Raw genomic sequence first — 24075 nt, forward strand, 5'->3', positions numbered from 1 at the left:
CGCGAAAGACTCCGGCCTCGGGGCGACCTATAGCTTGAACACCTCCCGCGCCGTCTCATGGGCGCGGATATAGTCCCAGTCATAGGTCACGCCGAGGCCGGGCGCGGTCGGGACCGGGAAGCAGCCATCCTTGTCGACGCCGTCGAGTTGGTCGCTGTAGCCGCAGGCATAGACCGGCGGCACCGCATTCGGGCAATCGGGCCCGACGAGAGCGAGCTCGTAGAAGTTGGTGTTGCGGGTCGCCGCCATGCAGTGGCGGTGGGCCGGCCCGCAGGCGTGGATCTCGACATCGACGCCGAAGGCTTCGGCGAGATGGGCGATCTTCATCGCGCCGGTGATGCCGAGGTCGTATTCCGGATCGGAGCGCAGCGCGTCGGTGCCGCCATTGATCAGGAAATCGGCCTTGGGCTCGAAGCCGCGCAGATATTCGGTCTGCAGGATCGGCGTCTTCAGCATTTCGCGCAGCTTCTTGTGGGCGAAGGCCGAGACGCCGCAATCGCGCATCGGGTCTTCGTACCAGAAGTAGTTGCCCTCGTCGCAGGCGCGCCCGACATAGAGTGCGTCGGCGAAGGTCCGAAGCTCGTTGGCCGGGTCGAGCATCAGCGTCATGCGATGGCCGACCATCTTCGCGACATGCAGGACGTTGGCCGCCTCCTCGCGCGCATCACCATCGTGCCAGCCATGGACCTTGAAGGCGCGGTAGCCGAGATCGTAGCAATGTTCGGCGAAATCGACGAAGGCCTGCGGCGAGTCGAGCCCGCCATTGCGGTCGCCGTGATAGGTCGAGGCGTAGGTCTTGAGCTTGCTGCGGAAGCCTCCCAATAGCTGCGAGACCGAGGCGCCGAAGCGCTTGCCGGCGAGGTCCCAGAGCGCGATGTCGATCGGCCCGATGCCCATGCCGTCATGCTGGCGGAGTTCCCGCTTCATGTCGTTCCAGATCTCCTCGCGGTGATCGGGATTGCGGCCGAGAATGTTGGGCGCGAGCGAGAGCGTCTGGGCCATGGTGGCGCGGGTGCCGCCCCAGTGCATGACATACTGCCCCTCGGCGCCGTCCTCGCTGCGGATGATCACGGCGAACTTGGTCAGTTGCAGCTCGGAATTCGGCTTGTAGCCGATGTTGTAGATGGCGCGGGCGTTCTCGGCCGACGGCCCTAGATTCTTGGCCTTGAACGAGAACTCGACGATCTCGACTTCGCTGATCCTGGTCATGTGAATTCCCTTAGAAGCCAGCCACATGCGGCAGCCACAGGCTGAGCGCGGGCACATAGGTGATGATGGCGAGCGCGACGATGAGAGCGATCAGGAAGGGCCAGAGCTCGCGAAAGAGCGGACCGAGCCTGACTTTCGTGATCGCCATGGCGACAAAGCAGAGCACCCCGACCGGCGGGTGGACCTGGCCGATGACGAGGTTGACCAGGAGCACGATGCCGAAATGCACGAGGTCGATCTGCAGCGACATCAGCAGCGGCAGCAGGATCGGCACCAGGATGATCATGATCGCGATCGTCTCCATGAACATGCCGGCGATCAGCAGGGCGATGTTCAGGATCAGCAGCACGACCAGCGGATCGGTCGAGATCGAGCTCATATAGGCGGTGACGAGCTGCGGCGTCTGGCCGACGGCGAGGATCCAGCTGAACGGCGAGGCCGCCGCGACGATGGCGAGGATCACCGCCGTCTCGCGCGCCGTGCCGACCAGGATCGCCGGCAGATCGGCGAGCTTGATCGAGCGGTAGACGAACATGCCGACGATCAGCGAATAAGCGGCGGCGACGCCGGCGATCTCGGTCGCGGTAAAGAGCCCGGCGCGGAAACCGACGATGATCAGCACCGGCATCAGCAGCGCCAGAGAAGCGTATTTGAACTCCTTCCAGAGATTGCCGAGCGAGAAGGCGCCCGCTGGCCGGAAGTCGCGCTTCAGCGCCAGGATCGCGATCGTGGCCATGATGCAGCCGGCCATGACCAGGCCGGGGATGATGCCGGCGACGAAGAGCTTGCCGAGCGAGACATTGGCCTGCCAGGCATAGACCACCATCAGGATCGAGGGCGGGATGATCGGCCCGAGCGTGCCGGCGACGGCCGAGAGCGCCGCGCCGAAGGCGCGCGGATAGCCCATCTTCTCGAGCTGCGGCACGAAGACCCGCGCCGCCGCGGCGGTGTCGGCGACCGAGGAGCCGGAAATGCCGGAGAGGAAGACCTCGCCGACGACCAGCGTATGGGCCGGGCCGCCGCGGATATGGCCGACCAGCGCCTTGGTGAAGCTGAACAGCCGCTCGGAGATGCCGGACGCGTTCATCAGCGAGCCGGCGAGCGTGAACAGCGGGATCGCCAGCAGCGGGAAGGACTGCACGCCGGCAACGATACGCTGCGCCGCCACGGTGAGCGGGATGCCCTCCATTGAGATCGCGAGCAGGGCCGAGCCCGCCATGGCGATCCAGATCGGCGTGCCGACCACGAGCATGACGGCAAAGGAGACGAGGAGAATGGTCACCATGGCCGCTAGTCCCGCGTCGTGATGTCGGACCAGAGGACGCCGGTGACGCCTTCGTCGATCAGGTTGCGCAGGAGATGCAGCAGCGAGAGCACGCTGCCGAGGAAGAGCGGCGCGATCGCCCAGCCGGCGGATATGCCGAGCATCGGCGTCAGGTTCGGCATTTCGCGCTGGAGATAGCGCCAGGAGAAGAAGGTCAGGGTTCCCAGCACCACCGCAGTGGCCGTGAAGGCGAGCAGGCCGAAGGCGAAGCAGAGCCAGCGCGGCGCGAACAGCACGATCACGTCGATGATGATGTGCGTGCGGGCGTGGAAGGCGTTGGCGATGCCAAGGAAGATCATCCAGCCGAACAGGATGAGGATGAGCTCCTCCGACCAGGTCAGCGGGTCGCTTAGCACGTAGCGGAAGACCACGGCGGCGCAGACCAGCGCGGCGATGGCGCCGTGCAGCAGCGCGAGGGCGAGGCTCTCCACGCGGCTCGACCAATCGTCGAGCCGCCGGATCAGGGTGATGGCTGTCATCGCCGGGACTAGCGCTTGCGCTGCGTCTCGATCGCCGCGAGCACACGATCGAGATGGGCCTTGCCCCAGCGCCCTTCCATCGCGGTCGCGACGACCTTGGACTTGGCGGCGAAGGCGTCCCGATCGACGTCCTCGATGATCTTGGAGCGGCCGGACTTGCGGATATCCTCCAGCATCGAGGCTTCGCGCTTCTGCTGGAGATAGGTGTTCATCGCCGAGGCGCGGGCTGCTTCGGCGAACAGGACCTCGCGATGCTCGGGCTTCAGCCGCGCCAGGCTGTCCTTGTTGATGACGATCATGTTGTTCTGGAGCATGTGCCGGGTCATCGCGACATAGCCCTGCACCTCGTAGAACTTGCGCGAGAAGATCGTCGGGATCGGGTTCTCCTGGCCGTCGACCGTCTTCTGCTGGAGCGCGGTATAGACCTCGCCGAACGGCACCGGCGTCGGGGCCGCGCTATAGGCCTTGATCATCTCGACCCAGACCGGGCTCTCCGGCACACGGATCTTGAGGCCGTGCATGTCCTCGGGCTTCTTCACGGCGCGGTCGAGCGTCGTCATATTGCGCCAGCCCCAGTACCAGATGCGGGTGACCGGCACGATGTTGTGCTTGTCGCGCAGCTCGTCGAAGACCGGATCGAAGGCGTCGGAGCGAATGATCGCCTCGGCCTCGCCCCAGTCCTTCCAGAGGAAGGGTGCGCTCGGGATCTCCAGGGCCGGCACCAGCGAGGATGCAGCTGCCATCGAGGGGGCGGACAGGTCGAGCGCGCCTTCCTTGACCTGCTTGAAGAGATCGACCTCCTTGCCGAGCTGCTCGGCCGGGAAGACGTTGATGGTGACCGCGCCGCCCGTGCCCTTCTTCACCCGGTCGGCGAACTCCTGGAAGAGCTCGCCGGCGATCTCGGCGGTGGTGTTGGCGTGGCCGAAGCGCAGGGTCTGCGCCTGCGCCGCGCTGGCGAGGAAGCCGCCGGCGATCAAGGCCGCGGCGGCAATGCGTCTCAATATCATGCGTCTTCTCCCTGATGTTGGACCGGGCCGTTTTCGGCCTCGGGGCGTTCCGGCTATTTGATCAGCCGCTCGTAAGAGCCTTCGAGATGCAGGCGCATGGCTCGCGCCGCTGCATCGGGATCGCCCGCCTCGAGCGCGTCGACGATGCGGAAATGCTCCTGATGGGTCAGGCCGACATCCTGCTCGCGCGTCAGGTAGAGCCGCGAGATGTGCAGGTGGAAGCGCAGGTCGTCATAGCTCTTGAGCGCGACCTGGTTGCCGGCAGCCTGCAGGATGATGCGGTGGAAGCGGTCGTCGCCCTCGGTGAAGCCGCGATGGCTGCGATACTCGCGCGCTGGCTCACCCGCCATCATCGCCGCGACCTCGTCGCGCAGCGCCTGGATGACATCCGGGCCGGGCCTGCGCCGTGCCGCCTGCGCTGCCGCCCAGGGCTCGATCACGCCGCGGAAGCTGTAGACATCCTCGTAATAGCGCTGGTCCGGCAGCGGCGCCGTGGCGAAGCCGATGAAGGGCTCGGCCCTGACCAGTCCTTCGGCGACGAGCCGCGCCAGAGCCTCGCGGATCGGCGTCGAAGAGACCTGAAGCTCGCGGGCCAACCCGTCGACATTGAGCTTCTCGCCCGGCGCATAGGCCTGGTCGAGGATGCGCTCCTTGATCGCCTCGTAGACCTGGTCGCCGAGCACGACCCGTTCGATCCTGCGCGCACCGCTCAAAGCTCTATATCCTATATCTTGGATCGTGCACGATCCTGAGACGAGCCCTCGCTGGAGTCAACCCATTCGTGGGACAGGCTGGTGCGCGCTGGATCGCTGGCCTGAGCACCCGCGCTGATCGAATCGCACGATTCGGTCAGCTCACCCCTCACCGGATCATGGCCGGGAACGGTCCATGCGCCGGACAAAACGCCGCATTCACAAGGGCCGTCGGCCCTGGTCAGGGCATGGGAGCCGCAGCCACACGCGCCTGCGTGCCCTTGCGGCCGGAAGCGCCGCCACACCGGCCCACCCCGCTACCCCCAGCTTCGTACCCCAGCGCGGCCAGCATTCCACCCCTTTGATAATCAAAGCTTATTCTTACTGACCTCGGCATCCGGCACGGACTTCTCCCCGGAAAGCGGCCGAGTGATTTACCGCTCGTTAACCATTCGCTTCCTACATCTGGGCAACCGAAAATTTACCAAGATGACCGCCGTGTTAACCAAACCCCGGCCGATCCGCCTCAAGGGGCGATCCTACCTTGCGCTGACGCTGACACCCGAGCTGCCCTTCGAGGACTGGCTGGTGCGGCTCGACGATCTCGCCGGCCGTTCCGCCGGTTTCTTCCTGCGGCGGCCAGTGGTGCTCGATGTCGAGGGCCTGGAGATCGACCGTGCGCAATTGCGCGACCTCGTCGGCAAGCTCGGCGCCCGCAATGTCCGGATCATGGGGATTGAGGGCGCACGCCCCTCAATGCTCGGCAACGATCTGCCGCCCGCCATGTCGGGCGGAAAGACGACCGGGGATATCGAGGAACCGACGGCCGAGCCGGCCAAGGAAACCCCTGTCGCCGAAAGCGTGGTGGTGACACCTGCCGCCCCGCTGCCCGCGAAAGCCGTAGCTTCGATCATCGTGACCCAGCCGGTACGCTCGGGGCAGTCGATCTTCGCCGAAGGCGACGTGACCATCATCGGCTCGGTCGCCTCCGGCGCCGAAGTCATCGCCGGCGGCTCGATCCACATCTACGGGACGCTGCGGGGGCGGGCGATGGCCGGCACCATGGGCGACGCCAGCGCGCGCATCTTCTGCCGCAAGCTCGAGGCCGAGCTGGTCGGAATCGACGGCTACTACAAGACGGCCGAGGACCTGGAGCCTGGCCTGCGCGGCAAGCCCGTCCAGTTCTGGCTCGAGGGCGAAATCTTCACGGCCGGGTCACTGGCCTAGCGCGCTTTCCGTTCGATCGGAGCCGGTCGGGCGACAGGAATTCGCGCAACTCAGAATGTCGACCAAACAACGCGTCCACCGGAACTAGGAGAGGTCAATGGGCAAGGTCATCGTGGTCACATCGGGCAAGGGCGGCGTCGGCAAGACGACCTCCTCCGCCGCCCTGGGCGCAGCTTTGGCGCAGAGCGGCGACAAGGTCGTGGTCGTCGACTTCGATGTCGGCCTGCGCAATCTCGACCTGATCATGGGTGCCGAGCGGCGGGTGGTCTACGACCTCGTCAACGTCATCCAGGGCGAAGCCAAGCTGACGCAGGCGCTGATCCGCGACAAACGGGTCGAGACGCTCTATCTGCTGCCGGCCTCGCAGACCCGAGACAAGGACAACCTCACCTCCGAGGGCGTCGAGAAGGTCATCAGCGCGCTGAAGAGCCATTTCGACTGGGTGATCTGCGACAGCCCGGCGGGCATCGAGCGCGGTGCCACTCTCGCCATGCGCCATGCCGACATCGCGATCGTCGTGACCAATCCGGAGGTCTCTTCGGTGCGCGATTCCGACCGCATCATCGGCCTGCTCGATTCGAAGACGCTGAAGGCCGAGAACGGCGAGCGCATGGAGAAGCACCTGCTCCTCACCCGCTACGACCCTGCCCGCGCCGAGCGCGGCGACATGCTGAAGGTGGACGACGTCCTCGAGATTCTGTCGATCCCGCTGCTCGGCATCATCCCGGAGAGCATGGATGTGCTGCGCGCCTCCAATATCGGCTCGCCCGTCACCCTGGCGGATGAGCGCAGCGCCCCCGCGCTCGCCTATTTCGATGCCGTGCGCCGCCTCAAGGGCGAGAACCTGCCGATGACCATCCCCGGCGAGAAGCGCGGCTTCTTCGGCAAGATCTTCGGAAGGAAAGCGGCATGAACCTGCGTCGTCTCTTCTTCCGGCCCCAGTCGGCTCCCGCCGCGCGCGAGCGCCTGCAGGTCCTGCTCGCCCATGAGCGCCTGTCGGCCGATGGCTCCGACCTCGTGACCAAATTGCGCGACGAGATCCTGCGCGTGATCGCCAAGCATGTGCAGGTCGACGACGACAAGGTCACCGTCCGGATGGAGCGCGGGCCCCAGGTCTCGACGCTCGCCGTCGACATCGAGATTCCGTTCGATGCGGGCAAGAAGGCGGCCTGAGGGCCGCCTTCTCATCGTCCAAGGCGTTGTAGCCTCACATCACGGCCGGCCCTCGGCCGTCATATTCGGCGTCCGAGACCTTATCGAGCCAGTCGACGACCTTGCCGTCCAGGGCTTCCTGCACGGCGATATGGGTCATCGCCGTCTCCGGCCCGGCGCCATGCCAGTGCTTCTCGCCCGGCGGAAACCAGACCACGTCGCCCGGCCTGATCTCCTCGACCGGGCCACCCCAGCGCTGCACCCTGCCGAAGCCCGCAGTGACGATCAGCGTCTGGCCGAGCGGATGGGTATGCCAGGCCGTGCGCGCGCCAGGCTCGAAGGTGACGCTGGCGCCCTGCACGCGCTCTGCTGCATGCGGATTGAACAGCGGATCGATGCGGACGGTGCCGCTGAACCAGTCGCTTGGGCCTTTCGCCGACGGCCGGGTTCCGGCGCGGATGATGTTCATGGTGTCTCCTTAGGCCTGCGTGCGCGAGTAAATTCGATGCCGGTACTCTAGGGCGCTTTCGCTCAAGGCTGCACCGTCATTGCGAGCGCAGCGAAGCAATCCAGGGGCGGCAGCGCTCTAGGTCTTCCTGGATTGCTTCGTCGCTTTCGCTCCTCGCAATGACGACAAACCTCCTTTTCAATGGAAATCGCGCGACTTCGGCAGGATCCGGACATTCCGCGGATGGCGCGCCCGCGGAATCTGCGGATGCTGGAACTCGTCGGCGCGGGTGAGCACGATCTCGGCGCGGTGGGTATCGGACAGGCTGAGCAGGTCGGCCGAACGGTCGACGACCCGCTTCGCCATCAGGTGGATCACGCCCTCGGGGCTCTTCTGCACCCTGCCCTCGACGAGGAGCAGCCGCGCCGCCATGACCTCGCGACGGAAGCGCTCGAAATCGCGGGCCCAGAGCACGACATTGGCGATGCCGGTCTCGTCTTCCAGCGTGATGAAGATGGCATTGCCCTTGCCGGGGCGCTGGCGCACCAGCACGACGCCGGCGACGCTGGCCCATGTCCCGTCGCGCATCGCTGACATCTGCTCGCAACTGGCGACGCGCTCACGGACGAAGCGGGGCCGCAGCAGGCCCATCGGATGCCCCTTCAGCGAGAGCCGCGCCGTCTGGTAGTCGGCGACGACATGCTCGGCGAGCGGCATCACAGGCAATGCAGCGGCCTGCTCGGCGCCGAGCTCGCGCGCCTGCGCGGCCTCGAACAGCGGCAGCGCCTCGTCATCCGGCAGGCGGCGCACCGCCCAGAGCGCTTCGCGCCGGTCGAGCCCGAGCGAACGAAAGGCATCGGCATCGGCGAGCATGCGCATGGCGCGAGCGGGCAAACGGGCACGGCGGGCGAGGTCCTCGACATCGCGATAGGGTTCGCCGCGGGCCTCGACGAGGCGCTTCGCCCAGTCCTCCTTGAAGCCATCGAGCTGGCACAGGCCGAGGCGTAGCGCCCAGGGGCTTTTCCAACCCGGCGCTCCCGGCTCCAGCAGATTGTCCCAGGCACTGGAATTCACGTCGATCGGGCGTGGCTCGACGCCGCCATTCTCCTGCGCTTCCCGCACGATCTGGGCCGGGGCGTAGAAGCCCATGGGCTGCGAGTTCAGCAGCGCCGCGGCGAAGATCGCCGGGTGATGGCATTTCAGCCAGGAGGAGACATAGACCAGCTTTGCGAAGGAGGCGGCGTGGCTCTCGGGAAAGCCGTAGCTGCCGAAGCCCTTGATCTGCTCGAAGCAGCGCTGGGCGAAGTCGCGCTCATAGCCGCGCCCGACCATGCGCTCGACCATCAGCCCCTCGAAATGGCCGATGGTGCCGACATTGCGGAAGGTCGCCATGGCGCGACGCAGGCCATTGGCCTCGGGGTCGGTGAATTTCGCCGCCGTCATGGCGAGCTGCATCGCCTGCTCCTGGAAGAGCGGCACCCCGAGGGTCCGCTTGAGAACCTGGAAAAGCTCGTCCGCTTCTCCATGAGCCGGCGACGGCGAAGGGTAGCTAACCTCCTCGATCCCTGCCCGCCGCTTCAGATAGGGATGGACCATATTGCCCTGGATCGGACCGGGGCGAACGATCGCGACCTGGATGACGAGATCGTAGAACTCCCTCGGCTTCAGCCGCGGCAGCATGTTGATCTGCGCCCGGCTCTCGACCTGGAAGACGCCGATGGACTTGCCCTCGCAAAGCATGTCGTAGGTCGCTTCGTCCTTTTGCGGGATCTCGGCGAGGCCGTAATCCTTGCTCTCGTGCTCGCGCAGCAGATCGAAAGCCTTGCGGATGCAGGTCAGCATTCCGAGCGCCAGCACATCGACCTTCATCAGGCGCAGCGCGTCGATGTCGTCGCGGTCCCATTCGATGAAAGTGCGATCCGCCATTGCGGCGTTGCCGATCGGCACGGTCTCGTCGAGGCGCCCGCGCATCAGGACGAAGCCGCCGACATGCTGCGAGAGATGGCGCGGAAAACCGAGCAGGCGCACGGCGAACTGCACGGCTTGCGCGATCACCGGATTGTCGGGGTCGAGCCCGGCCTGGCGAATCTGGTTGCGGGTGATGTCGGAGCCCCAGCTGCCCCATTGCGTCGAGGCAAGGCGGGCCGTGACGTCCTCAGTCAATCCCAGCGCCTTGCCGGCCTCGCGCATGGCACTGCGCGGCCGGTAATGGATCACGGTGGCGGCGATGCCGGCGCGGTGGCGGCCGTACTTTTGGTAGATCCACTGGATCACCTCCTCGCGCCGCTCATGCTCGAAATCGACGTCGATATCGGGCGGCTCGCGCCGTTCTTCCGAGATGAAGCGGGCAAAAAGCAGCGTGTGCTCGTCCGGATCGACCGCGGTGATGCCGAGCGCGTAGCAGACGGCCGAATTGGCGGCCGAGCCCCGGCCCTGGCAGAGGATGCCGCGGCTCTCGGCGAACTCGACGATCTGGCGGATGGTCAGGAAATAGCGGGCATAGTCGAGCTTGCAGATCAGGACGAGTTCGTCGTCGACCTGCTTTTGAACTTTCTCAGGGATACCAGCGGGATAGCGCATCGGCAGGCGCCGGCGCACCAGCTCCTCCAGCCAGCCCTGCGGTGTCCAGCCGGGCGGCACCGGTTCGTCGGGGTATTCGTATCTGAGCTCGCCGAGATCGAACGCGATGCGGCCGAGCAGGTGCTGCGTCTCGGCGATCGCCTCCGGCGCCTCCTTGAAGAGCCGGGCCATCTCCTGCGGCGCCTTGAGATGGCGTTCGGCATTGGCCTCGAGCAGGCGGCCGGCCTTGTCGATCGTCATGCCCTCGCGGATGCAGGTCAGCAGGTCCTGCAGGTCGCGCTGCTCCGGCGCGTCGTAGAGCACGTCGTTGGTGGCGATCAGCGGCGTGCGGGTCGGCGCTGCGATCGCCTTCAGCCGGGCGAGGCGGCGGCGATCGTCACCGCCACGCGACATGCTGGCCGCGAGCCAGACCGCGCCGGGCGCGGCGGCCTCGAGCCGGGACAGCAGTGCAGGCAAGCCATCGAGGCGGCGCTCCGGCATGACGATCAGCAGGAGGTCGCGGGTGTCGTTCAGGAGATCATCGAGATTGAGGATGCACTCACCCTTGCCACCGCGCAGATTGCCTGTCGTCAGCAAACGGCAGAGCCGGCCCCAGCCGGCGCGATTGGCGGGGTAGGCGACGATGTCGGGCGAGCCATCGGCGAAGACGAGGCGGCTGCCGGTGACGAGCTTGAAGGCTTGCGCCAGCGCTCGCATCTGCTCCTCCGTGAAGGGCAAATCGGCGAAGGCCGGGTTCTCGACCCAGATGTATTCGCCTGGGCTGCCGCCCTCGCGCACCTTCTCCGGAGACGGCATGCCGAGCTCGCGCAGATCACGGAGCGCGATCCAGGCCCGCACTACGCCGGCAACGGTGTTGCGGTCGGCGATGCCGAGGCCGGTCTGGCCGAGCAGCAGCGCGGTCATCACCAGGTTCGGCCCGGGCGAGGCGCCCCGCAGGAAGGAGAAATTGGTCGCGGCGACGGGCTCGGCATAGGCGGTCATGCGAACAGCCCGTGCAGGTACCAGCGCGGCGCGGTCGTCTCGCGACCATAGAGACCGGCACGGAAGAGCCAGAAGCGGCGCCCTTGCGCATCCTCGACGCGGTAATAGTCGCGCGTGTGTTCGCCCGGCCCATCGCGCCACCAGTCCGGCGCGATCCGCTCCGGTCCTTCGGCGCGAGCGATCTCGTGCAGCACGCGACGCCAGCGAAAGCGCAAGGGCGGACCATCCGGCACCTCGGCCAGGGTCTCGACCGGCTGCGGCGGTTCGAAGAGCTGGAGCGGGCGGGCCGGCGGCTCATCCGGCTGGGAGATGGGCCAGGGTGCCTCGTTCGGGCTGCCGGCGGCGGCCGGAACCAGCGCAGCTCCGCGCTCGGGCTGATGGCTGTCCTGCGCGACAAAGCGCAGCACGCGCTCGCGGCCGAAACGGGCGACCAGCCGGTCGATCAGATCGGCCACCGCCTCCTCCTCGACGGCGCGCCCGTCGAGGCTCGCCTGCGGCGTCCCGAGCGGCTCGCAGACCAGCACCCCGAGCCTGATCGCGTCGAAGCCGAAGCCGGGATCGAGCGGATCGGCCAGGCTATCGATGCGTTCGCGATAGAGTCGCAGGATCGCGGCGGTATCGCGCGAAGGCCGGCCGGTCTCCAGCGCCAGCCGGCGCACCGCGCCATCGCTGCGGAAGAAGCTGATCTCGAAGGCGCGCCCGCCCTCGCCCCGTGCCTCGAGCAGGCGCCCGGCTTCGCCGAGCAAATGGGTGACGATCGCCTCCAGCCCGTCGGTATCCTGCAGTGGATCGGGAAAATGCCGCTCGACCACGCAATCGGGCGGCGGCCGCAAGGGCGTGATGCGGGCATCCTCATGGCCGAGGATGCGGCGTAAGCGCGTGACGAGCGATTCGCCGAAGCGGGCGGCGAGCGTGTGCGAGGGCCGGCCGGCGAGATCGCCCAGCGTCTTCAGCCCGGCGCGCGACAGGGCGATCACCGTCTCGGAGGAAGCCTCCAATGCCGAGACCGGCAGCGGCAGTGTCCGCAGCTCATCCTCGCCCGGAAGCGAAATGGCGCAGCGACCGAAGCGAGAGAGAGCACGCGCCGCCTGCGGCGTGCCGGCGATGCTTGCGAAGAGGGTCAGGCCCATCCGATGCATGCCCATGCCGAGCCGCTGGCGCAGGGCCGCCTCGCCGCCGAAGAGATGGGCGCAGCCGGTGATGTCGAGCACCAGCCCATGCGGCGGATCGAGCGCGACGAGCGGGGTGAAGCGGTCGCAGAGCGCGGCAACCCATTCGATCAGGCGCTGATCAGCGGCAGGATCGGCCTCGACAACGGTCAGTTCCGGGATACGAGCGCGGGCGTCGGCCAGGGTCAGGCCGCGCGTCAGGCCAAGCCCAACGGCGCGCTCGTCACAATCGGCGAGGCGCAGCGCGCCGCGATCCTTCTCGACCAGGACGAGCGGACGCTCACCCGGCCCGGCGGAGCCCCGCCGGCGCAGGCGCTCGCTCGCCAGATAGGGAAACCAGAGGGCGAGATAGCGGCGCTGCATCCCCCGCTCCATTTTTGCTGCCTCCCTCTCTCCCGATCCTGTCCTGGAAACATCGTTCGTCACGGTTCCACTCCACACGCCACTCACGCTCACCAAGGCCGCCGCGATGACGCAGCAGCCGCAATCCGAAGGCGGGATCGCCCGGCGCCTCCGCCTCACGCGCCCGTGACGGCAGAGCGCGCACCTGCCAGCGCGTGCTGGCGGCGCTGGGCTCAGGCTGCGCCGCCACCCGCAACAGCAGGGTCAGGACGCCGGAGGCCTCCGCCGCCAGCGCCAGACGGCGACTTGCGGTCAGGTCGAACTGGCGCGGTGCGCCCCAGGGCTCGATCAGGGTCGCCCCGAGCGCGGCGCAACGCGCCGCTTCCGCCCCTGCCCGCAGCGCCCCCTCGCCGTCCCTGACCCTGACCAGCAGGATCTGCGAGGGATCGAGACCAAGCTCGGCCAGGCCCGGCGGATGCAAGCGCCCGGCCTCCGCATCGAGAAAATCCTGCCGGACCCAGAGCACGGGCCGCGATCCGGCGGCGCGCAGGGCCAGAGCCGCAGCGAAGCCCGCCGCGGCGGGAAGGTCGGCCCCGGCCGGGGCGTAGACCTCATGCAGGGCGGCGCGCGCAATCCCCCCACCCAACGGCTCATCCAGCGAGGGCGCCCCGAAGGCGACGCGCTCCACCGGCGAAAGCTCGCGCGCCAGCCCCACCAGAGCGAGGCTCTGCCGCAGGGCAGCCAGGGATCGGGTTGAAGCATCGGCCATTGGTATTTATGTTCACTTTTTGTTCTGTCTATAAAGCGACTCCAAACCGCGCCGGAGTCAAGCCCGCATCCGCTTGCGCTTGCCTGCGGGCGCCTCGCTGCTGTCATATCAGGGCAAATCGGATCGCTTATCAGCTACGTGCCGCCCGACCCGCGGCCTCGCCTGGAGACCGCCATGAGTTCGGGACTGTTCGCCCTTCTCGACGACGTCGCAGCCCTGGCCAAGGTCGCAGCAGCCGCGCTCGACGATGCCGCCGCGCAAGCGACCAAGGCCGGCGCCAAGGCGGCCGGCATCGTCATCGACGATGCCGCGGTGACGCCGCGCTACGCCGTCGGCTTCGCGGCGGAACGCGAATTGCCGATCATCGGCAAGATCGCGCTCGGCTCGCTGAAGAACAAGCTGCTCTTTCTGCTGCCCGCAGCGCTGGTGCTCAGCCTGGTCGCGCCCTGGGCGATCACGCCGCTCCTGATGGCGGGCGGTGCCTATCTCTGCTTCGAGGGCTTCGAGAAGGTCTATGAGCTCGTCGTACCGCATGCGGATCACGACGAGGCCGCCGGCGAAGGCGGCGCCGACATCCTCGACGCCAGGCAGCTCGAGGATCAGAAGATCGCCGGCGCGATCAAGACCGACTTCATCCTCTCGGCCGAGATCATGGCGATCACGCTGGCCGGCATCACCGCCTCTTCCTTCTGGATGCAGGCGCTAGTGCTGGCCGTGGTCGGGCTCGGCATGACCGTGCTGGTCTATGGCGTCGTCGCCCTGATCGTGAAGGCGGACGATGCCGGCGTCGCGCTGGCGCGCAGCAGCCTTCTGCCGATCCGGCTCATCGGCCGCGGCCTCGTCAACGGCATGCCGCCCTTCCTCAAGGTGCTGAGCGCGGTCGGCACGGCGGCGATGCTCTGGGTCGGTGGCGGCATCATCATCCACGGCCTCGCCGGCTACGGGCTCGCCGGGATCGAGCATGCCATCCATGGCGTCGCCGTCGCGGTCGGGCAAGTCTGGCCGGCGCTTACCGGCGTGCTCGAATGGCTGACCACCGCCGCCGCCTCGGCGGTGTTCGGGCTCGTCGTCGGCGGGCTCTGCCTCGTCGGCATGCACTTCATCGTCGAGCCGGTGCTGAAGGCGCGGCGCGGCGATGCGGCCAAGGTGGCAGGGGCGGCGGCTAAGCGGCATTAACGCCGCCCAAGCGCAGACCCCATGCGTCTGTGGCAGCCGCGGTAGCCGTCAAAATCTGCTAGCGCGGTCTCATGAGGCCCGCCGCGCGGGCGACCGGTCCGCCCATGCTGCAATTCCTCGCCACCAGCACGCCCTTCTTCGCGGTGATCGCGCTCGGCGCCTTCACCGCCTGGCGCGGGCTATTTACCGCCGATGCGGTCAGGGTGTTCAACACCTTCGCCTTCATGGTGGCGACACCGGCGATGGTGCTGCGGGTGATGTCGCGCCAGCCGATCGCCGAGTTGTGGAACGGCGTCTTCTTCGCCGCGCTCGCGCTGATCGGGGTTGGAGTGCTCGCCCTCGCCATCGCGCTGCAGCGGCGCCTGCTCGGCCTGCCCTTCCCCAACGCCGTGTCACGGGCGCAGGCGCTGGTCGGCGGCAATTTCGCCTTCCTCGGCATCCCGCTGATGCTCGCTTTCCTCGGCGACAGCGCCGCGGCGCCGATCGCAATCGGCCTGATCTGCGACACGGCCCTGATCGTGCCGCTCTCGATCGGGCTGATCGAGGCCGGGCGCGGCCAGGGTTCGCCGCTTGCGATCACGCTCAGGCTTGTCCGCGGCACGCTCGTCAACCCGTTCATGCTCTCGATCCTGGCCGGGATCGCCCTGTCGCTGAGCGGGGTCGCGCTGCCGGAGCTGGTCGACCGTTTCCTGCTCTTCCTCGGCGCGTCGGCGGCGCCGGTCGGTGTCTTCGCGCTCGGCATCGCCGCCTTCCAGTGGAGCCGCGAAGGCAGGCTGCCTTTGCGCGGCGTCCTGCCGCTGGTTGTCGGCAAGCTCATCCTGCACCCCTTGCTGACCTGGGTGGTGTTGGCGCTGGTCCTCAAGCTCGATCCGTTCTGGGTCCAGGCCGGCGTGCTTTATGCGGCGCTGCCGATCGCGGCCAATGTCTTCGTCATCTCCGAGCGCTTCGACACCGGCAGCCGCCCGATCGCGGCTGCGATCGTGATCTCGACCGTAGCGGCAGCCCTCACCTTCCCGCTAGCGATCTGGCTGATCTCGCCCTGAACCGCCATCATACGCGCCCAAAACCGCCTGTCCGGAGACGTTCATGCCCAGCCAGCTCTTCCAGCCCTTCGACCTTGGCGGCCTTCATCTGGCGAACCGAATCGTGATCGCGCCGATGTGCCAGTACTCAGCTGAAGAGGGCTCGGCCACGGACTGGCACCTGATCCATCTCGGCAATCTTGCTCTATCGGGCGCCGGGCTCCTGATCATCGAGGCGACCGCGGTCGAGCCCGACGGGCGGATCAGCCCGGATGATCTCGGCCTGTGGAGTGATGCGAACGAAGCGGCGCTGGGGCGCGTGCTCGAAGCGGTCCGCCGCCATTCCGACATGCCGATCGGCATCCAGCTCGGCCATGCCGGCCGCAAGGCCTCGGTCCATTCACCCTGGACCGGCGGTGGGCAACGCCCGCTCGAGGATCGTGGCTGGCAGACGCTCGCCCCCTCGGCGCTGCCGATGCAAGCCAATGACCGGCCGCCGCTGCCGCTCGACGCTGCCGGGCTGAAGCGGATCCGCGAGGCCTTCGTCGCCACGGCGCGCCGGGCCGTGCGGCTCGGCCTGCGGGCGATCGAGCTGCACTGCGCCCATGGCTATCTGCTGCACCAATTCCTGTCGCCGTTGGCGAACCAGCGCGACGACGCCTATGGCGGCTCCCTGGAGAACCGCATGCGCTTCCCCCTCGAGGTCTTCGACGCAGTCCGAGAGGCGGTTCCGGCAGCGATCCCGGTCGGCGTGCGCGTCTCCGGGACCGACTGGGCCGAGGCCGGCTGGGACATCGCGCAAACCATCGCCTTCTGCGAGGCGCTGAAGGCGCGCGGCGTCAGCTTCATCCATGTCTCCAGCGGCGGCGTCTCGGCCGCGCAGAAGATCGCGCTTTCACCGGGCTATCAGGTGCCATTGGCGCGGGCGGTGAAGGCGGCGACAAGCGTGCCGACCATCGCCGTCGGGCTGATCACGGATTACGAGCATGCCGAGGCGGTGATCGCCGGCGGTGATGCTGACATGGTCGCGCTGGCGCGCGGCATCCTCTACGAGCCGCGCTGGCCCTGGCATGCCGCCGCCCATCTCGGCGCCAGCGTCAAGGCGCCGAAACAGTATCTGCGCTCGCAGCCGAACCGGTTCCGGACGCTGTTCGAGAGCTGAGCAGTCTTCCCGTTACGACAAAAGGGATCATCCCGGACAAGCGGCGAAGCCGCGCCGATCCGGGATGACTTGAGGGAGGTCTGACGAATGCGAGAGCCGGGCTCAATCGCCCGGCTGCGCGCCCTCATAGCCTTCGATGATGACGAGATCGATCGGGCCTACCTTGGCGAGGTGCTGCACGGCCGCCTGATACTCCGGCGATTCGTAGCAGGCGCGCGCCGTCTCGATGTCCTTGAACTCGATCACGACGTTGTGCTTGCGGCCCTCGCCGCGAGCCAGCTTGTACTCGCCGCCGCGGACGACGAACTTGGCGCCGTATTTGGCGAAGGCGATGGCATTGAGCGAGCGGTAGGTCGCGTATTCCGACTCGTTCTGCACGTCGAGGCGGGCGATCCAGTAGCCTTTCGCCATGGTCAGGCCCCTTCGACCGCGATCAGGTCGATCTCGCCGGCGCCCTCGCGCAACTTGCGCGCCTCGCCATACTCGACCGAAAACAGATAGGCCTTGGCCGCTGCGTAATCGGAGAATTCGAGGACGACGTTGCGGGCCCGGCCCTCGCCTTCGCCGACCGACATCTGGCCGCCGCGCACCAAAGGCGTGCCGCCATATTGCTTGATCACCTCGGACGCCTTCGCGGCGTAGACCGCCCATTGCGTCGCATTGGTCACCTTGGCGCGACCGATCACATATCCCTTGGGCATTTACCGCTTCCGTATCCGGTGGAAAGGAGCGGCAGACTAAGCGGCGCCCGCGATCTCGTCCATGACCGCGGCGGCCGCTGCGCGCGGGTCTGCCGCGCGGATGATGGGACGCCCGACGACGAGATGATCGGCGCCGGCGCGGATCGCCTCGGCGGGGGTCAGCGTGCGCTTCTGGTCGCCGACAGCGCTGCCGGCCGGGCGGATGCCGGGCGTGACGATAGCCATGTCGGGGCCGATCACACCGCGGACGATCTCGGTCTCGGCGGCGGAGCAGACGATGCCGTCGACGCCCGCCGTGCGAGCCTGCTGGGCGCGCATGCGCACGAGATCGCGTACCGCGAGCCCATAGCCGGCATCCTTCAGGTCGCCATCGTCATAGGAGGTCAGGGCGGTGACCGCGAGCAGCTTCAGCGCCGCATCGCCGCGCCCCTCGACCGCGCCGCGCATGGTCTGCGGGTAGGCGTGCACGGTGAGGAAGGTGACGCCGAGCTTGGTCAGCGAGTCCACGCCTTCGGTCACGGTGTTGCCGATGTCGTGCAGCTTGAGGTCGAGGAAGACCTTCTTGCCCTCGGTCACGAGCTGGCGGGCGAGGTCGAGCCCGCCGGCGAAGGCGAGCCGGTAGCCGATCTTGTAGAAGCTCGCCCCGTCACCCAGCGTCGAGACGATGCGGTAGGCGTCCCAGACCGTCGGCACATCGAGCGCGACGATCATGCGGTCCCGGAGATCGTTGATCTTCTGCGTCATCGCCCTGCCCTCCGCCTGTTACCGGGTGAAAGGCACGATTCGAGCGGCAGCGCAAGGATTTCTCATTTTTGAGACAGATCTTTTTTAAGATCTGTCAGCAGCTTGCTCGCGATTGGCCGCCAGGACCTGCGCAAAGACCTGTGTCCAGACCTCCGGCGGCTGCGCGCCGGAGACCGCGAGCTTGCCGTCGACGATGAAGAAGGGCACGCCGGTGACGCCGACCTTCTGGGCATGCGCTTCAAGCCCGATCACAGTCTCGCGCAGCTCGTCATTGGACAGCTCGTCGCGCGCCGCCTGCTCGTCGAAGCCCTGCTCGCCGGCGATCGCCACCAGCGTCTCGAGATCGCCGATATCGCGCCCGTCCTGCCAATAGGCCTTGAACAGCGCCGCGGTCATCTCGCTGCCGCGCATGACAGTTGCGGCGGCGGCGACGAGCATATGCGCCATGCGGGTGTTGACGCTCTTCGTCACCTTCGCCCAGTTGAAGGTGACGCCGCTCTCCAGCGCCGCCTCGGACAGGCGCAGTTCGATCTCGCGGCGCTTGCCGGGGCCGAACTTGCCGTCGAGATAGGCGGTGCGGTCCATGCCGTCCGCCGGCATCTCCGGGTTGAGCTCATAGGGCAGCCAGGTGATGGCGACGCGCTCGGTCAGGTTATGATTGGCGAGCGCCGTCTCGAGCCGGGTCTTGCCGATGAAGCACCAGGGGCAGGCGATATCGGAGACGATCGCGAGCGGCAATTTGTCGGATGCGGCGGGGTTCAGCATGGCTCAGTCCTTCGCGGATCGCCGCGACAAGGGCCTCTTCAGACCGGCGGATAGGCATGGAGGTCGCCATGGCGATCCTCCGCGAAGCCTTGCGCGCCGGGCATCTCGCAGCCCGAAAGGAAGGCGGGACCGACCGGGATCTTGCCGGCCCCACCGGGGATGTCGAGGATATAGGTCGGCTGGCACAGTCCGGAAAGGTTGCCGCGCAGGCTTTTGACCAGCGCTTGCCCCTCGGACAGCGAGAGCCGGAAATAGCTGGTGCCCGGCGCGAGATCGGGATGGTGCAGATAATACGGCTTGACCCGGTTCTCGACGAAGGCGCGCATCAGCGCCGACAATGTCGCGATATCGGCGTTGACGCCCTTGAGCAGCACGCTCTGGCTGACGAGGACATGGCCGGCGTCGACGAGGCGCGCCAGCGCCGCCTTCGCGTCCTCGGTGAACTCGCGCGGATGGTTGGCATGGACGGCGATGTAGCTCGCCTTGCCGGGGATGCGCAGCGCGCGGGCATAGTCCTCGGTGATCCGCTCCGGCTGCACCATCGGCACGCGCGTATGCCAGCGCGCCACCTTGATATGCGGGATCACGGCGAGACGCCTGGCGACCTCGCGCACCCGCCGGGCGGAAAGGATCAGCGGGTCGCCGCCGGTCATGATCACCTCCCAGATCTCCGGCCGGGAGGCGAGATAGGCGAGCGCGGCGTCGAGCTTGTCACCGGTGAGCGCATCGCCGCCGGGGCCGACCATCTCGCGGCGGAAGCAGAAGCGGCAATAGACCGGGCAGGCATGGACCAGCTTGAGCAGGGCCCGGTCCGGATAGCGATGGACCACGCCCTCGACCGGCGAATGCGCCTCGTCGCCGATCGGGTCGGCGAGCTCCTCCGGCAGTGTTTCCAGCTCGGCCGGGGCGGGAATGAACTGGCGGGCGATCGGGTCGGCATCGTCGGCCGGATCGATCAGCGCCGCGATCGCCGGCGTCACCGAGACGGCATAGCGCCTGGCGACCTCGGCCAGCGCCTGCCGCCGCTCGGGCGCGACGAGACCACGTTCGACGAGGGCGTCGACCGTCCTGAGCGGCTGGCCGGGCAACTGGTGGATCGTCATCGCCCTCCCCTGCCCGGTTCCGCGACCGGCGTCCAGAGCACATCCTCGATCCGGCGCGCGCCGGTCGCCAGCATGACCAGCCGGTCGAAGCCGAGCGCGATACCGGAAGCCTGTGGCATCAGGCTAAGCGCAGCGAGGAAATCCTCGTCGATCGGATAGCGCTCGCCATAGATGCGCTGCTTCTCATCCATATCAGCCTCGAAGCGCCGGCGCTGCTCGTCCGGGTCGGTCAATTCGCCGAAGGCATTGGCGAGCTCGACGCCGCAGGCATAGAGCTCGAAGCGCTCGGCGACGCGGAGGTCGCCCGGCTTCGGCCGGGCGAGCGCCGCCTCCGAGATCGGGTATTCGCACAGGATGGTGGCGCGGCCGCGGCCGAGCTGCGGCTCGATCTTCTCGGACAGGACGCGGCTGAAGATGTCGGACCAGCTGTCATCCTCGGCGAGACGGATGCTGGCGGCCCGCGCCTGTGCGGCCAATGCCTCTCGATCCGTCGCGCCGTCCCCCGCGATCGTGGCCATCAGGTCGATGCCGGCATGGCGGGCGAAGGCCTCGTGCAGCGTCAGCCGCTCGGGCTCGGCGAAGGGATCGGCTTCGCTGCCGCGCCAGCGCAAGGTCGTGACGCCGGCAGCGCGAGCGGCCTCGGCCAGCAGCGCCGCGCAGTCCTGCATCAGCGCCTCGTAATCCTCCCCGGCGCGATACCATTCCAGCATGGTGAATTCGGGATGGTGCAGCGCGGTGCGCTCGCGATTGCGGAAGACGCGAGCGAAATCGAAGATGCGCGGCTCGCCGGCCGCCAGCAGCTTCTTGGCGGCGAATTCCGGTGAGGTGTGCAGATAATAGGGATGGCCGGCGCCCGCATCGTCGATCAGCGTGGTGGCAAAGCCGTGCAGATGCGTCTCGTTGCCGGGTGACAACTGCAGGATCGCGGCCTCGATCTCGACGAAGCCGCGTGCCTCGAACCAGCGCCGCAGCGCCGTCTTGATCCGCCCCCGCGCCAGCAAAGCGGGGCGCCTATCGGCATGGATGTCCGGCCGCCAGAAGGGCGGGTGGGTCTGGCTCATCACATCTCTCTGCGGCGAAAGCCGTGCGAACCGGCCTGCGCGCTTCCGTTTACGTCCTGAATGCGGTAGTGGCGCGGCACAGGAATTCGCATAGCGCGCGGATGCAGCCCGCGCCAGCCAGGGAAAATCCACGTGGTCAAGGTCATCGCCTCCTCCGTCCGCAAGGGCAACGTCCTCGAGCTCGACGGGCATCTCTGCACGGTCATCTCGGCCGAGAGCTTCTTCCCGGGCAAGGGCACCCCGACGACGCAGATCGACATGCGCCGCATCGCCGACGGCGTGAAGATGACCCAGCGCTACAAGACGACCGAGCAGGTCGAGCGCGCCTATGTCGAGGACCGCGACTTCACCTATCTCTACCAGGACGGCGAGCAATACGTCTTCATGAACCCCGAGACCTTCGACCAGATCCCCGTCGACGGCGGCGTCGTCGGCGACATGGCACCCTACCTCCAGGAAGGCATGAAGGTCTCGCTCTCGGTGTTCGACGATCGGGCCGTCGCGATCGAGCTGCCGCAGCGCGTGACCTGCGAAGTCGCCGAGACCGAGCCGGTCACCAAGGGCCAGACGGCCTCTTCCTCCTACAAGCCGGCGATCCTGACCAATGGCGTGCGCACCTCCGTGCCGCCGCATATCGGCCCCGGCACGCGCATCGTCGTGATGACCGAGACCGGCGCCTATGTCGAGCGCGCCAAGGACTGAAGCCGGCGCCCGCTGACATCGGCGGGGAAAGGCTTATATCACGAACGCAGCGGGCCCTTTCCGGGCCCGTTTTTCGTTTGCTGAGGAACACGTCATGCCGCTTTCCGCCTATGCCGCCGTCTTCCCGGGCTTCATCCAGACCCTCAAGGCGCTCGACGCTATCCTCGACAAGGCAGGGGCTGAGGCGTCCGAACGCAAGATCCAGGCAGAGGTGCTGCTGTCGAGCCGGCTCGCCCCGGATATGCTGTCCTTCACCCGGCAGATCCAGCTGATGTCGGACTTCGCCAAGAACGCTGCTGCACGGGTCAGCGGAGCCGAGAATCCGCGCTTTCCCGACGAGGAGAAGAGCTTCGAGGAGCTGAAGGCGCGGATCGCGAAAACTCTCGACTTCATCGCCTCGGTCGACAAGGCGGCCCTCGATGCCGGGCTCGACAAGGACGTCACCTTCCCGCGCGGTCCCTCGGCGACCGTGACGATGAAGGGCGTCGACTACCTCACCCGTTTCGCCGTGCCGAACTTCTATTTCCACGCCACGACGGCCTACGACATCCTGCGCGAGAACGGCTTCCAGGTCGGCAAGCAGGACTTCCTCAAGGGCGTGTTCGACGCCTGAGAGCCGCCCCTCACAGATAAGGCGAGCAGAGCCAGAGCATCCGGTCGAGCAGCCGCAGGGGAAAGGGCCGCGAGCGCAGCTCCTTCAGCGTGACCGGGCGCGCTCTGGCGATCGCGGCATCGATGCGCTGCTCGATACCGACGGCGAAATCGGCGTCGAGCACTTCGAGGTCGATCTCGAAGTTCAGCCTGAGCGAGCGCGCATCGAGGTTGGATGAGCCGACATAGGCCCAGGCCCCATCGATCGCGAGCAGCTTGGAGTGATCGAAGGAGCCGGTGGCGCGCCAGATCTTGCAGCCATCCCTCAGCACCTGGTCGAACTGCGCCCGCATGGCGCGATCGACCAGGACGAGGTTGTTGACATCGGGCACAACGATATCGATGGCGACACCGCGCCGCGCCGCGGTGACCAGCGCGCTGATCAGCTCGCGATCCGGCAGGAAATAGGGCGACATGATCCGGATCGAGGTCCGCGCCACCGAGAAGGCGCCAATCAACAGCTTGTGGTTGGTCTCGAGACTCGCATCCGGCCCCGAGGCGACGGCGCGCATCAGCACGGTCGGGCCCTGCGCTGCGGCCTGCGGCGTGACCGCCCAGACATCGCCAGTGAGGTCCTCCCCCGAGGCGAAGCGCCAATCCTCGGCCGCGACCCCGAACAGATCCTCGACGACCGGTCCCTCGATACGGAAATGCGTATCGTGCCCTGCGGCCTCACCGGCGAACTCGGTGGTGAAGCCCTGGCGGATGTTCATGCCGCCGGCGAAAGCGATCCGCCCGTCGACGATCAGCAGCTTGCGGTGGGTCCGCAGGTTCGCATAGGGCAATCTCAGGCCGATGATGATGTTGCCGTTGAAGACGTCGACCGGGACGCCGCCCTTCTGCAGGTAGCCGACGATGCTCGGCACCGAGTAGCGCGCGCCGACGGCGTCGATCAGCACCCGCACCGCGATGCCGCGCCTGACAGCCGCGATCAGCGCATCGGCGACGCGCAGGCCGAGCGGGTCGCGATCGAAGATATAGGTCTCCAGGATGATCGAGCGCTCGGCCGCTGCGATCGCCGCGATCATCGCGGCATAGGCCTCGTCGCCGGTCCTGAGCACCGCGATGGCGTTATCGGTCTTGAGATGGCGGCGCGTCGCCTTGTCGCCCAGCGTCTTCAACGCGGCGAAGCGCCGGCCGACATCGCCGGCGACCTCCGCATCCGAGACCTCGAATGTCTGCGCGAGCGGGCCGCTACCCAACTTCTGCTTGCGCTGCGAGACGATCGAGGCGCGGCGGATGCGGTTGATCCCGCCGACCGCGTAGATCAGCGGCCCGACGATCGGCGAGAGCACGATGACGCCGACCCAGCCGATGGCGGCGCGGACCTCGTCCTTGGTCATCGCAGCATGGCTGGCCGCGACGACGGTCAGCACCAGCGAGGCAAAGCCGAGGATATGCGGCCAATAGGCGGACAGAATCTCCCACATAGGCTGCAACTATCGCATGGGCAGCGAAACCAGCAATGCGAGCAGCCGCCAGAGGGGCATTCAGACTTTCACGCCGCCGCCCCTTGCAATCGCAGGACCATAGTCCCATATCCGGTTCACGCGGATGTCGAGGGCGTTCCACGGCCCTCCGTCCCGTTGAAGACGGCCATGAACCCGAA

Annotated in this window: 24 protein-coding genes; 8 read left to right on the forward strand and 16 right to left on the reverse strand. The window is 67.3% G+C overall.

Annotation, left to right across the window (positions count from 1 at the left end):
* Positions 1-27: 27 nt before the first annotated feature.
* Genes ASE66_RS03205 through ASE66_RS03225 form a run of 5 tightly spaced genes read right to left on the reverse strand, consistent with a single transcriptional unit; the run spans position 28 to position 4732 of the window.
* Positions 28-1209 (reverse strand): enolase C-terminal domain-like protein, encoded by a 1182-nt coding sequence (locus ASE66_RS03205; RefSeq protein WP_057188097.1) that lies wholly within the window; start codon positions 1207-1209, stop codon positions 28-30.
* A gap of 10 nt (positions 1210-1219) precedes the next feature.
* On the reverse strand, positions 1220-2494 hold the full coding sequence (locus ASE66_RS03210) for a TRAP transporter large permease (protein ID WP_057188098.1): 1275 nt from the start codon (positions 2492-2494) through the stop codon (positions 1220-1222).
* A gap of 5 nt (positions 2495-2499) precedes the next feature.
* The gene (locus ASE66_RS03215; RefSeq protein WP_057188099.1) at positions 2500-3012 is read right to left on the reverse strand and encodes a TRAP transporter small permease; all 513 of its coding nucleotides are present in this window, start codon (positions 3010-3012) and stop codon (positions 2500-2502) included.
* 8 nt (positions 3013-3020) lie between these two features.
* On the reverse strand, positions 3021-4019 hold the full coding sequence (locus ASE66_RS03220) for a TRAP transporter substrate-binding protein (RefSeq protein ID WP_057188100.1): 999 nt from the start codon (positions 4017-4019) through the stop codon (positions 3021-3023).
* Between the two features lie 53 nt (positions 4020-4072).
* Positions 4073-4732: a GntR family transcriptional regulator gene (locus ASE66_RS03225; RefSeq protein WP_082613159.1), complete on the reverse strand. Its 660-nt coding sequence runs from the start codon at positions 4730-4732 to the stop codon at positions 4073-4075.
* 468 nt (positions 4733-5200) lie between these two features.
* On the opposite strand from ASE66_RS03225, the gene minC reads away from it, so the two are divergent.
* The 3 genes from minC (at position 5201) to minE (ending at position 7111) form a co-directional block, all read left to right on the forward strand.
* On the forward strand, positions 5201-5938 hold the full coding sequence (gene minC, locus ASE66_RS03230) for a septum site-determining protein MinC (RefSeq protein WP_057188102.1): 738 nt from the start codon (positions 5201-5203) through the stop codon (positions 5936-5938).
* A gap of 97 nt (positions 5939-6035) precedes the next feature.
* Positions 6036-6851 carry a septum site-determining protein MinD gene (gene minD, locus ASE66_RS03235; protein WP_057188103.1) on the forward strand — a complete coding sequence of 272 codons (816 nt, stop codon included), beginning with the start codon at positions 6036-6038 and terminating at the stop codon, positions 6849-6851.
* On the forward strand, positions 6848-7111 hold the full coding sequence (gene minE / locus ASE66_RS03240; protein ID WP_057188104.1) for a cell division topological specificity factor MinE: 264 nt from the start codon (positions 6848-6850) through the stop codon (positions 7109-7111). Before minD ends, minE begins: the two co-directional genes overlap by 4 nt.
* A 34-nt stretch (positions 7112-7145) precedes the next feature.
* Here minE and ASE66_RS03245 read toward each other — a convergent pair whose 3' ends face one another.
* The 4 genes from ASE66_RS03245 to ASE66_RS03260 all read right to left on the reverse strand — a co-directional run bounded on the left by ASE66_RS03245 (position 7146) and on the right by ASE66_RS03260 (position 13379).
* On the reverse strand, positions 7146-7559 hold the full coding sequence (locus ASE66_RS03245; RefSeq protein ID WP_057188105.1) for a cupin domain-containing protein: 414 nt from the start codon (positions 7557-7559) through the stop codon (positions 7146-7148).
* Between the two features lie 177 nt (positions 7560-7736).
* Positions 7737-11099: an error-prone DNA polymerase gene (locus ASE66_RS03250; RefSeq protein ID WP_057188106.1), complete on the reverse strand. Its 3363-nt coding sequence runs from the start codon at positions 11097-11099 to the stop codon at positions 7737-7739.
* A complete protein-coding gene (locus tag ASE66_RS03255; RefSeq protein ID WP_082613160.1) occupies positions 11096-12631 on the reverse strand; it encodes a Y-family DNA polymerase in 1536 nt (511 codons plus the stop codon). Before ASE66_RS03255 ends, ASE66_RS03250 begins: the two co-directional genes overlap by 4 nt.
* Entirely contained in the window at positions 12549-13379 is an 831-nt protein-coding gene (locus ASE66_RS03260; protein ID WP_057188107.1) for an ImuA family protein, read from the reverse strand. The genes ASE66_RS03255 and ASE66_RS03260 overlap by 83 nt, the downstream gene beginning before the upstream one ends.
* A gap of 174 nt (positions 13380-13553) precedes the next feature.
* Here ASE66_RS03260 and ASE66_RS03265 point away from each other — a divergent pair, with 174 nt between their 5' ends.
* From ASE66_RS03265 to ASE66_RS03275, 3 genes are all read left to right on the forward strand, one after another.
* Positions 13554-14555 (forward strand): DUF808 domain-containing protein, encoded by a 1002-nt coding sequence (locus ASE66_RS03265; protein WP_057188108.1) that lies wholly within the window; start codon positions 13554-13556, stop codon positions 14553-14555.
* Positions 14556-14659: 104 nt separating this feature from the next.
* Positions 14660-15598: an AEC family transporter gene (locus tag ASE66_RS03270; protein ID WP_057188109.1), complete on the forward strand. Its 939-nt coding sequence runs from the start codon at positions 14660-14662 to the stop codon at positions 15596-15598.
* A 43-nt stretch (positions 15599-15641) separates the two neighbouring features.
* Positions 15642-16739: an NADH:flavin oxidoreductase/NADH oxidase gene (locus ASE66_RS03275; protein ID WP_057188110.1), complete on the forward strand. Its 1098-nt coding sequence runs from the start codon at positions 15642-15644 to the stop codon at positions 16737-16739.
* Between the two features lie 102 nt (positions 16740-16841).
* On the opposite strand, the gene ASE66_RS03280 is transcribed toward ASE66_RS03275, so the two are convergent.
* From ASE66_RS03280 to epmA, 6 genes are all read right to left on the reverse strand, one after another.
* Positions 16842-17150, reverse strand: a complete 309-nt coding sequence (locus ASE66_RS03280) for a DUF1330 domain-containing protein (RefSeq protein ID WP_057188111.1) — start codon at positions 17148-17150, stop codon at positions 16842-16844.
* A 2-nt stretch (positions 17151-17152) separates the two neighbouring features.
* Complete coding sequence (locus tag ASE66_RS03285) at positions 17153-17440, reverse strand: DUF1330 domain-containing protein (protein WP_057188112.1); 288 nt, start codon at positions 17438-17440, stop codon at positions 17153-17155.
* 36 nt (positions 17441-17476) lie between these two features.
* Complete coding sequence (gene pyrF, locus ASE66_RS03290) at positions 17477-18184, reverse strand: orotidine-5'-phosphate decarboxylase (protein ID WP_057188113.1); 708 nt, start codon at positions 18182-18184, stop codon at positions 17477-17479.
* Positions 18185-18268: 84 nt separating this feature from the next.
* Positions 18269-18949, reverse strand: coding sequence for a DsbA family protein (locus ASE66_RS03295; RefSeq protein WP_057188114.1), 681 nt, complete (start codon positions 18947-18949; stop codon positions 18269-18271).
* A gap of 38 nt (positions 18950-18987) precedes the next feature.
* Positions 18988-20052, reverse strand: coding sequence for a lysine-2,3-aminomutase-like protein (locus ASE66_RS03300; RefSeq protein WP_057188115.1), 1065 nt, complete (start codon positions 20050-20052; stop codon positions 18988-18990).
* Positions 20049-21113: an EF-P lysine aminoacylase EpmA gene (epmA, locus tag ASE66_RS03305; protein WP_057188116.1), complete on the reverse strand. Its 1065-nt coding sequence runs from the start codon at positions 21111-21113 to the stop codon at positions 20049-20051. Before epmA ends, ASE66_RS03300 begins: the two co-directional genes overlap by 4 nt.
* Positions 21114-21245: 132 nt before the next feature.
* Here epmA and efp point away from each other — a divergent pair, with 132 nt between their 5' ends.
* Both efp and ASE66_RS03315 read left to right on the forward strand, forming a co-directional pair.
* The gene (gene efp, locus ASE66_RS03310) at positions 21246-21815 is read left to right on the forward strand and encodes an elongation factor P (RefSeq protein WP_057188117.1); all 570 of its coding nucleotides are present in this window, start codon (positions 21246-21248) and stop codon (positions 21813-21815) included.
* 94 nt (positions 21816-21909) lie between these two features.
* On the forward strand, positions 21910-22428 hold the full coding sequence (locus ASE66_RS03315) for a DUF1993 family protein (RefSeq protein WP_057188118.1): 519 nt from the start codon (positions 21910-21912) through the stop codon (positions 22426-22428).
* A 10-nt stretch (positions 22429-22438) separates the two neighbouring features.
* Here ASE66_RS03315 and ASE66_RS03320 read toward each other — a convergent pair whose 3' ends face one another.
* On the reverse strand, positions 22439-23896 hold the full coding sequence (locus ASE66_RS03320; protein WP_057188119.1) for a phospholipase D-like domain-containing protein: 1458 nt from the start codon (positions 23894-23896) through the stop codon (positions 22439-22441).
* Positions 23897-24075 lie beyond the last annotated feature (179 nt).

This window comes from Allobosea sp. Root483D1, assembly GCF_001429505.1.
Classification (GTDB): Bacteria; Pseudomonadota; Alphaproteobacteria; order Rhizobiales; family Beijerinckiaceae; genus Allobosea.